This window comes from Methanocalculus sp. (assembly GCF_030651615.1).
Taxonomy (GTDB): domain Archaea; phylum Halobacteriota; class Methanomicrobia; order Methanomicrobiales; family Methanocorpusculaceae; genus Methanocalculus.
On sequence record NZ_JAUSCG010000132.1, the window covers coordinates 1 to 9,643 of the forward strand.

Below are 9,643 nucleotides of genomic sequence, written 5' to 3' on the forward strand. Positions count from 1 at the left end.
TCAACGAACTGTGAGGGCATGAGTGCTGTTGGACGAGTGGCTGAGAAGGGCGGTGCAGTACTTGATAACTGCGCCTCTATCTGCCATGGTCCTTCGTTCCTCGCCATCTTTGATAATGGCTACCCAAGTTGTACACTCGGAGAGGCGAAGAACAGGGCGGATGTTGTTGTCTTCTGGGGATGTAACCCCATGCATGCCCACCCCCGTCACACTTCCCGCTACTCCATCTTCCAACGGGGATTCTTCACTACCAAAGGGCAGATGAGCCGCACAGTGATCAGTGTTGATCCCAGGGAGACCGATACTGCAAAACTCGCCGATCACCATCTTATGGTAAAACAGGGTCATGATTATGACCTTTTCGATGCCTTCAGGACAGTTATCCGTGGACATGATATTCCTGACGAAGTTGCAGGAATTAAGAAGGAAGAGATCATCAAAGCGGTTAAAATCATGAAAAATGCCCGTTTTGTCATGATCTTCTTCGGGATGGGATGTACCCATACCGATGGACGGAATCATAACGTTGATATTGCGATCAGCCTCACACGGGACCTCAATGCTTATACTAAAGCATCGATCATGGCAATGCGGGGTCATTACAACATTGCAGGGCCCGGACAGGTATGGTCATGGCAGTTTGGTTTCCCATACTGCATCGACCTCTCCAAGGGAACCCATGCGCACATGAATCCGGGTGAAACCAGTTCAATTGACCTTGCAATGAGAGGTGAAGTGGATTGTTTTGTGAATGTTGGAACGGATGCCGGGGCTCATTTCCCAGTTAATGCAGTCAAACAATTGAAGAAACATCCATTCATAACAGTCGATCCAAACATCTGCATGGCAAGCGAGATCTCAGACCTTCATATTCCGGTACGTGTCGTCGGGGTTGAGGAGCCGGGGGTCGTTTATAGGATGGACAACGTCCCGATCCAGTTCAAGAAAGTCGTTGATGGACCAGAGGGAGTCCTGAGCGATGAAGAGCTCTTTGATAAAATCTATGAGCGGATGTGCGAAATCACCGAGACCGAACCAATCTGGCTCTTAGCCAAGGGACATACAAAGGCATTAAACGTCGCGGAGCAGTAATTATGGCGGAAATACTGATCAAGAACGGATTTGTCATTGATCCGACACGCAACATCAATGGAGATGTTACTGATATCGCCATAAAGGATAATCGGATTGTTGAAGAAGTTGGATCTAACGCTAAAGTAATTGACGCCAGGGGAAAGGTGGTGATGGCCGGTGGTGTGGATATCCACTCACATGTCGCCGGACCAAAGGTGAACGTCGGTCGCCTGATGAGACCTGAGGATAAACTCTTCAAGAGCCCTCATGGACAGGATAAATATAGGATGGAAAGTGGATTTTCTATCCCCAGTACCTTCAAGACCGGGTATGATTATGCCAGAATGGGGTATGCCTTCGTTATGGAAGCTGCGATGCCACCTCTCCATGCCCCTCATGTTCATGAGGAGATACATGATACACCAATCATCGATCAGGCGGCACTTCCGGTCTTTGCAAACAACTGGTTCGTCTTTGAATATCTGAAGAATGGTGAGATAGATAATGCTGCTGCCTATATCTCATGGATACTCTCAGCCACCAAGGGATATGGAGTGAAAGTGGTAAATCCAGGCGGTACCGCCGCATGGGCATGGGGTCTCAACTGCAATACCCTCTATGATCCGGTTCCATACTTCGATATTACCCCTGCTGAGATCATTACCGGTCTTATCGAGACGAATGAATATCTCGGATTGCCACATTCAGTCCATATGCATCAGAATGGTCTCGGAACCCCGGGTAATTATGAGATCACCCTGGAATCGCTCAAGCTTGCTGAAGGGTATAAGGCAAAGAATACCTTTGGCAGAGATACCGTCATGCATTCCACACATATACAGTTCCATTCATATGGTGGAGATTCCTGGGGGAATTTCGAATCTAAAGCTCGTGAAGTCATGGATTATGTCAATAAGCAGAAGAGCATAAGCATTGACCTTGGTTGTGTGACGCTTGATGAGACCACGACCATGACCGCTGACGGTCCATTCGAGCACCATATCCAAAATCTGAACCACTTGAAATGGGCAAACACTGATATTGAACTTGAGACAGCAGGTGGTGTTGTCCCCTATGTCTACGATAAAAACATCAAAGTTTGCGGGATACAGTGGGCAATCGGACTTGAGATGGGACTCTATGCAGAAGACAAGATGCGTACCTTCATCACCACCGATCATCCAAATGCCGGACCATTTATCAGGTATCCGAGGATCATAAAATGGCTGATGAGTAAGAAAGCCAGAGAAGAGGTTCTTGCATCTTTCAAGTACAGTGACAAGGTAATTGATGCAACGAACATCCATTCGATCAATACTGAGCTCAGTCTGTATGAGATTGCCCAGATGACGCGTGCAGGACCTGCAAAAGCTCTCGGATTATCTCATATGTATGGGGGTCTTGCTGCAGGTATGGACGCCAATGTCGGTATCTTCGATCTCGATTATACCAATATGCCTGCAGACCCTGAGGAGATCGAACGAGCCTTTACTCGCGCAAACTGGTTTATAAAATCGGGAGAGATCGTCGTCAAAGACGGTGATGTCATCAGCCACGGTAACAAGAGAACACTCTGGGTGAACGCCAGGGTGAAGGAGAATCCACAGGTCATTCGTGATATTCACGATAAATTCCTGAAAGACTATACAGTCGGATCTGACACATATCATGTCAGAGACTACCTTGTTCCAAACCCGCTTGTGATCGATATTGATGTGGAGGCCTGAGGTACATTATGGCTCTAGTAACATTGAAACCCAATACCACGCCTGAACTCTATTTTGAGTGTTACAATATCTCACCTGATACATTTGCTGGAAAAACTCTCATGGAGATTGCTGACCTCGATCTCCATGAAGGAAAGATCAAAGCAAAACTGGGTGATTTCTTCGAGATCACAGGAAGCCCCGGAAAGACCGCTGAGGAGACAAATATCCGTATCATCGGGGACTGCTCCAGAATGAAGTACATCGGCAACAAGATGACTGCAGGAACCATCACTGTTGAAGGGGATGCAGACATGTATGTTGGTGGATGGATGAAAGGCGGAAAGATCCACGTGATCGGAAATGTAGATTCGTTCTGCGGTATCGCAATGGAAGGTGGAGAGATCGTTGTTGATGGAGACGCCCAGAATCATGTCGGATCTGCCTACCGTGGTGACTGGCGAGGTATGCGAGGTGGAACAATCCGCATCCGTGGAAACGCTGGAAACGATATCGGGACTTTTATGCTTGGCGGAACCATCATCATTGAGAAGGATGCCTTTATTCACGTCTCAACCCATGCAGAAGGAGGCACGGTTATCATTAAGGGCGATGTCCAGGGGCGTGTCGGCGGTCAGATGGTAAAGGGAGATATCTATGTCCTCGGAAAAGTGCAGTATATGCTACCCGGATTCAAGAAGACAGCATCTGTAGAGAAAGAGATTGATGGGCTAAATGCAACATTTACCCATTATATAGGCGATCTCGGAGAACGTCATCCAAAATCAAAGGGACAGCAGATCTATGGAAATCTCTATGTCCTTGAATCCTGATCTATCCTCCTTTTTTTATCAGGATATCCGATTATCACAATTCCTTTGATACAACCCATACCAACAAGGAGATGACAATGACAAATCCTGGAAAAAACTTCATTGATAAGACGAGTTATCCTGACTTCTCAACCTTTGACATGATACTACGAGTTCCTGAACCGCCCTCTGAAAATCCGGTTCCTGAAGGAGCAAAGATAATAAAACTTCCTAATCCGAAGCGGATCAAGATCCCTGAAATATCTGTACAGAAAGCCGTTGAGAGCTGGGAACCGGTAGAGTTCTTCTCACGTTCCACCATGAATTTAAAGGAACTTTCCTTCCTGCTCTGGTGCACCCAGGGTATCAGAAAAGTCTCTGACCGGGAATTATTTATTCGAAATGCCCCATCAAGCGGAAGGCGTTATCCGATTAATACCTACTTTATGGCTGGTGAGGTGGAGGGGCTCCCTACAGGACTCTATCAGTATCTTCCATCTATTCACAGCATTGTGGCACTCCGGGAGGGGTCAGACCTCCCATTTGCTATGGGTACCGCAAGTATGAACTTCAAAATGTTCACACGTGCAGCGGTGGCATTCATCTGGACAGCTACACCGTATCGTTCGGTCTGGGCACTTGGAGACAGAGGGTATCGTAGTGTCTTTATTGAAGCCGGACATGTCTGCCAGTCTTTGATCATGGCCTCAGCAAGCATCGGGTACACCGTACATCCCATCGATCTCTTCCATGACCAGATGATGATTCAGCTTATCGGTATCGATCCAGAGAATGAATGGCCACTATATGTCGCTGCTGTTGGAAAAATCGAGATCGAACTCTGAGAACAATGAAGAGGGGCACCCAGCATGATCCAGGATTTATATGAAGAGAGTAAAGCCGATCAGGGAGGAGAGTTAAATCCTACTGAAGATACATCTACATTCCGACTGGATCTAAAGCTTGGGGTACCACATTCAAAGTTACAGGGTGCCCTCGAATGGTGGACAGGTGATTCCGGTCTGTGTCTGAAGCCAGATCATCACCCATACCTTGTGGCTGCTGAGATCTCAGCAGGGAGCTGGTGTTCCCAGGAAGATATTATGCAAGCGATCTCAAGAGGTGTCATGGAAGCAGGGCCGGTTCAGGTATTGGTAAATTCAGTATTTGATCCCGAACAACCCGAAAATGTCTCTTTGTATCAGATATACCCCTCTCCGGGACTTCGTTCATTCCTCTATCGAATCGCTCAGATCTGTCCGGTTCACTTGAAGCCCGGATCACTGATCGATTCTATCTCAAGAGGTGTCCCAGCTCCGTTCATCCTTGTTCCACCGCTTAATGCTCTGGATCCCATACTAAAAACCTGTAGACGAATTGAAGGTACAAAACCCAAGCGGGAGATATACAAAGATACCAACCCATCTCACAAGGTACACAATCAGAAGATGATGGAGTATGATCCAGTTCCGATCGAGATTCTCAGGATGGTACTCCGCCGTGATACAAGACCAGTTGCTGAGTATGATCTCTTCCAGAATATCTGGCTCACCCCTTTAGAATCAATTCTCAGAAAGAATGCTATATCATCACTTCGGGAATTTCGAATCAGAAAGGGTTTTCAGATGAATAAACCCCATTTTGAAAGGGAGAAAGATATCTACATCATAAGTGATCTTCATCTCGGACATACAAATAGCATCCCCAGATACAATCGACCTTTTATGAGGAGTAATCCCGATGAGATGGATCGTGTTCTCATCAGAAACTGGAACTGGACGGTTAAAAAGAGGGATACCGTAATCTTCCTCGGAGATCTCGCATACCGGAGTTCTATTCCATCCGATTCATATCTCGATCGCCTCAATGGAAGAATCTGTTACCTTGAAGGAAACCATGATCCTTACCAGCCATATATGTCCCACTGCCTTCTGATGTGCTACAAAGGGGTTTCTTACCTCTTCATTCATGATCCTGATGAAGTATCAAAGCCTTTTGATGGATGGGTGATCCATGGTCATGTTCACAATAAGAACCTCTCCAAATACCCATTCTTCAATCCTCACACTCAAACAGTGAATGTGAGCGCAGAGATGATCGGATATCGACCCATCACGATGACCGAGATTCATAACCTTGTGACAGAAGTTAAAGAGACCATATCATTCCGCGAGATTCCACGTGAGAAGGATAGTAACCAAAATCTATCGGACGAACGGGTTCGATACATACATACACGAGATTACCATGCCTGTCAAGTCTGACATATTCGATCATCTCAATCAGAGAGGGGGGATCATACCTGAACTGGATAAACAATCCTTTACACTCCGGCTACGTATACCAGGAGGGCTACTCACTCCGGATCAACTTCTTGGAGTTGGAAGAGTGGCACGAAAGTTCGGAGTTGAAAAAGTCCATCTGACGACACGCCAGACGATGGAGATACCCCACATTCCTCTGGAAAAGGTGCCTCCACTACTTAAAGCACTGGAAAAGTCAGGAGTATTCCTTGGAGCCGAACATGAAGAGATAGTGAACATCACCGCCTGTCCGGGAAATGATCGTTGTAGGCTCTCCAACATAAATACCGAGCATCTTCTCATGCGATTAGATAAAAACCACTTTGGTAGAGATATGCCAACCAGAATAAGGATTGCAATCTCTGCCTGTCCAAACGGATGCACCAGCGAACGGCTGAGTGAGATAGGAATAACAGGACTTCGAGAACCTATTCGGAACGAGGGATTATGTACCGGATGTGGTACCTGTACAAACACATGTAAAGAGAGGGCAATTTCTATGGTAAATGGCAGTCTTGTGCTCGACACCGTACTCTGTGTTCTGTGTGGCATGTGTATCGAATCCTGTCCTTTCCATATCCTTAAAGGATCAGATCCATACTACCTGATCACCATAGGAGGGAGACGCGGCCGCCACATGGTACAGGGTAGAGAACTCATACAGGTCAACTCAGAAGACGCAGCTGTGCTTGTTGTGGAACGGGTTGTGGACTGGATCTACCGATATGCATACTCTGGAAAAAACCTAACCGACCAGCTGGATGCCATGAAGTTTAAAGAATTTAAAGAGACTATTTTGCGTGAATTTCAACCATCAATGGAGTAACCATGACACTGAAAAAGAATAATGAAGAGGTATTGTGCATGAACGAGATCATCTACCATCCAATCGGTGTTATCCACAGTGAGTTTACAGAACAGGAGAACACTCCAATACAGGGGATTTTTAATGATTCTAAAGGTACTATCGAACTCTTACCCGAATATGAAGAAGGGTTGCGGGAGATAGAGTCATTCAGCCACCTAATTCTCCTGTATCATTTTGACAGAGCAGACGGATACTCTCTCCTTCAGCGTCCTTTCCTCGATGAGCAGAATGAACGAGGTATCTTCGCGATCCGTCACTTTAAACGCCCAAATCCTATTGGCATCTCGATTGTTAAACTCCTTGGAGTCGAGGGGAGATTGCTCAGTATCCAGGGGGTCGATGTCCTGAATGGAACACCCCTCCTCGATATCAAACCCTATGTTTTCCAGTTCGACAATCGAGAGGAGGTCTCAAGCGGATGGGTAGAAGAGCAACATGTCGAAGAGATTGCCGAATGGAACTGTACCCCTAAAGAGCTGAGGGATCGCAAGCGGACTAATATCAGCAGATAATCTTCATATTGCCTCCTTTTTATTATTATCATCAACTACGAGAGATGAGGATTATCGAGGTAAACGCATGAAAGTGATGATGAATAGTGGAAGGACGATCAAACAGGGGGAACAACTGTATTACAAAGAGAGTCCGGAATACTCCGAGCAGACATCACTCTGCTTCATACACCCGACTGATCTCTTCGAGATGGGGATTGAAGAAGGAGATAATGTCGAGATAGAGACTGTCACTGGAAAAACCGTTTTTAAAACTATTGCATCTCCGGATGTCGCCCAAGGGGAGATTTTTCTCCCGTGTGGTCCGTATGCAAATTTTATCCTGCCCCCGGGCACTCACTCAGTCGGTGCACCTGATTTTAAAACACTCATGGTGGAGATTCGACCAACATTAAAAGAATTAATATCAGCATGGGATCTTCTTGAGGAAGAAGGAGGAGTCAGGTACGACCAGCCTTCCAGTGGATGTCCGACTATTTCTCCTGGAGGCACTAAAACAATAAAAGATGTTATATGTCCTCTCTGCGGCTGTCTCTGCGATGATATTGAACTAATTATACAGGAAAACCGAGTTGTGGCATGTAAAAATGCCTGTTCTCTTGGAAATGCCAAATTCCTTGCAAAAAACCGTCTCATGACACCCATTAAAAAGGTTGGAAACAGGTGGGAAGAAATCAGCTATGAGGAGGCGATACGATACACAGCAGACGTTCTCAGGAATGCAAAACGGCCTCTGCTTTTTGGATGGAGCGGAACACACAGCGAAGCGCAATGTGTAGGTATCCAAATTGCAGAATACATTGGTGGCATCATCGACAACTGTTCTTCAGAATGTCATGGCCCTTCAATAATGGCAATTCAGGAGGTGGGGCATCCCGGATGTACTCTTGGTCAGGTGCGTCACCGTGCTGATGTTGTCGTCTATTGGGGTGCCAATCCACTTGCAGCCCATCCACGGCATTTAAGCCGATATTCAACCTTTTCTGACAGCCACTTTCTGGAAAATGCCAGTTGTGACAGAACAATAATCGTTGTCGATGTAAGGCAGTCTGAAACTGCAAAGGTTGCCGATGAATTCATCCAGATAAAATCCGGTGGTGATTATGCAGTATTTTCTGCCCTCAGGGCCATTATCCGTGGTAAAGAGGGCGTTCTTCCTGACAGCGTTGCCGGCGTTTCAAAAGAAACATTGATCAAATTCGCTCGGACATTACTCAACGCAAAATTCGGAGCTTTTTTCACCGGTATCGGACTAACTCAATCCAGAGGAAAATATAAAAATGTCAGAAACGCGATCGAACTCATTGATGAACTGAACCGGCACACAAAATATACCCTCACCCCGATGCGTGGCCACTGGAATGTCAATGGCACGAATCAGACTTTTACTTTTCTGACCGGGTATCCGTATGCTGTTGATTTTTCCCGGGGAATCGCATATTTTAATCCCGGTGAAACCTCTGCCATTGATCTGCTCGCAAGGAAAGAGGTTGACGCATGTGTGATCATCGGAAGCGATCCGGGGGCCCATTTCCCGCGAGCCTGTAATGAACACCTTGCAACAATCCCGACAATTGTTATCGATCCTTTTCCGATAATGAGTACTGCTGTTGCCACCCTTCACATACCGGTTGCAATGACCGGAGTTGATGCGGAGGGAATTGCATACCGCATGGATACCGTACCACTCATGGTCAAAAAGGTGATGGACTCCATCCAACCCGATGATGCCGAGTTACTCAGACGGATCCTAAAAGCAATACAGGAGGGGAATGCACAACAAATCGCCACTCATGCTTCAGAGATCGATGCCCAATCCACGATCATACCAGTTGGTGATGGCCCCCACCCACACCTTTCAGGATCATGAAATACTCATTTTCATGCAAATGATCGGCTCTGGTATGCGATCATGCACAAACCGGATCTGATGAGAAAAATAACCACATTTATTAAACCTTTTCATACACCCCATCCAATCAACAACAAATACTATACAAATCCAATGAAATCCATCGGATTGAGAGTAAACAACGTTTACTTAATATAAATAAGAAATAAATGCATATACGAAAATTTATTACAACTAAATTGAGACATATGGAATATGTTGAAAATAATGAACAAAAACACCTGCCTCCTTGTACTCATCATTCTGGCAGCCACCCTCTTCATTGCCGGATGTACCGGAGTACAGGGAGAAGAGAAGCCAGTTGACACCGGAATACAAGGCGAAATAATTGTATATACCGCAGCATCCCTGACCGGAGTATCAAAAGATCTCGGCAGTGCGTTTGAGAGCATGTATCCCGGTACAAAAATCACGTTTAATCTCGCAGGAACCCAGACATTAAAAAATCAAATAGAA

Annotated in this window: 8 protein-coding genes and 1 pseudogene; all 9 read left to right on the plus strand. The window is 46.0% G+C overall.

What is annotated here, in order from left to right; all coding sequences use genetic code 11:
• Positions 1 to 1,092: formylmethanofuran dehydrogenase subunit B (locus tag Q7V06_RS05700; protein WP_304839329.1), on the plus strand; the 1,092-nt coding region annotated here is incomplete at its 5' end.
• A gap of 2 nt (positions 1,093 to 1,094) precedes the next feature.
• Positions 1,095 to 2,801 carry a formylmethanofuran dehydrogenase subunit A gene (locus Q7V06_RS05705; protein ID WP_304839331.1) on the plus strand — a complete coding sequence of 569 codons (1,707 nt, stop codon included), beginning with the start codon at positions 1,095 to 1,097 and terminating at the stop codon, positions 2,799 to 2,801.
• Between the two features lie 8 nt (positions 2,802 to 2,809).
• On the plus strand, positions 2,810 to 3,613 hold the full coding sequence (locus Q7V06_RS05710) for a formylmethanofuran dehydrogenase subunit C (RefSeq protein ID WP_304839334.1): 804 nt from the start codon (positions 2,810 to 2,812) through the stop codon (positions 3,611 to 3,613).
• Between the two features lie 77 nt (positions 3,614 to 3,690).
• Positions 3,691 to 4,437, plus strand: a complete 747-nt coding sequence (locus Q7V06_RS05715; RefSeq protein ID WP_304839336.1) for a SagB/ThcOx family dehydrogenase — start codon at positions 3,691 to 3,693, stop codon at positions 4,435 to 4,437.
• Between the two features lie 24 nt (positions 4,438 to 4,461).
• On the plus strand, positions 4,462 to 5,856 hold the full coding sequence (locus Q7V06_RS05720) for a metallophosphoesterase (RefSeq protein ID WP_304839339.1): 1,395 nt from the start codon (positions 4,462 to 4,464) through the stop codon (positions 5,854 to 5,856).
• Positions 5,840 to 6,721 carry a 4Fe-4S binding protein gene (locus tag Q7V06_RS05725; protein WP_304839341.1) on the plus strand — a complete coding sequence of 294 codons (882 nt, stop codon included), beginning with the start codon at positions 5,840 to 5,842 and terminating at the stop codon, positions 6,719 to 6,721. The genes Q7V06_RS05720 and Q7V06_RS05725 overlap by 17 nt, the downstream gene beginning before the upstream one ends.
• Positions 6,722 to 6,723: 2 nt before the next feature.
• Positions 6,724 to 7,275: a tRNA (N6-threonylcarbamoyladenosine(37)-N6)-methyltransferase TrmO gene (gene tsaA, locus Q7V06_RS05730; protein WP_304839344.1), complete on the plus strand. Its 552-nt coding sequence runs from the start codon at positions 6,724 to 6,726 to the stop codon at positions 7,273 to 7,275.
• A gap of 67 nt (positions 7,276 to 7,342) precedes the next feature.
• Entirely contained in the window at positions 7,343 to 9,145 is a 1,803-nt protein-coding gene (locus Q7V06_RS05735) for a formylmethanofuran dehydrogenase subunit B (protein WP_304839347.1), read from the plus strand.
• A gap of 237 nt (positions 9,146 to 9,382) precedes the next feature.
• Positions 9,383 to 9,643, plus strand: a pseudogene (locus Q7V06_RS05740) (hypothetical protein); the annotation flags it as partial.